The sequence below is a fragment of the Streptomyces plumbidurans genome (genome assembly GCF_019857225.1).
Lineage (GTDB): Bacteria > Actinomycetota > Actinomycetes > Streptomycetales > Streptomycetaceae > Streptomyces > Streptomyces plumbidurans.
Window position 1 is genome coordinate 1 of sequence record NZ_JAFJSY010000181.1, and the last position, 452, is coordinate 452.

A 452-nucleotide genomic window follows, 5' to 3' on the forward strand; every position below is an offset into this window, starting at 1 on the left:
ACCGGGTCGAAGGTCCAGTTGGAGGCCTCGGTGTCGACGAAGATGATCCGCGCGTCCGCGAACTGCTTGTCGTCGTCGGCCCACACGTAATAGTCGCCGTAGGGGCCGTCGGGGTCCTTTCTGGACTCCTGGAACCACGGGTGCTGGTCGCTGGTGTGGTTCATGACGAAGTCGATGATGACGCGCATGCCGCGCTGGTGGGCGGCGTCGACGAACTCGACGAAGTCGGCGAGGTCACCGAATTCCGGCAGTACGGCGGTGTAGTCGGAGACGTCGTAACCGCCGTCCCGCAGGGGGGACTTGAAGAACGGTGGCAGCCACAGGCAGTCGACGCCGAGCCATTGCAGGTAGTCGAGTTTGGCGGTGATCCCCTTGAGGTCGCCGACGCCGTCGCCGTTGCTGTCCTGGAAGGAACGGACGAGGACCTCGTAGAAGACCGCACGCTTGAACCA

Annotated in this window: 1 protein-coding gene; it reads right to left on the minus strand. The window is 63.9% G+C overall.

What is annotated here, in order from left to right; translation table 11 throughout:
- Window positions 1-452, minus strand: a 452-nt coding sequence (locus JYK17_RS40315; RefSeq protein ID WP_261996688.1) for an alpha-amylase family glycosyl hydrolase, incomplete at both ends; no start/stop codon positions are given.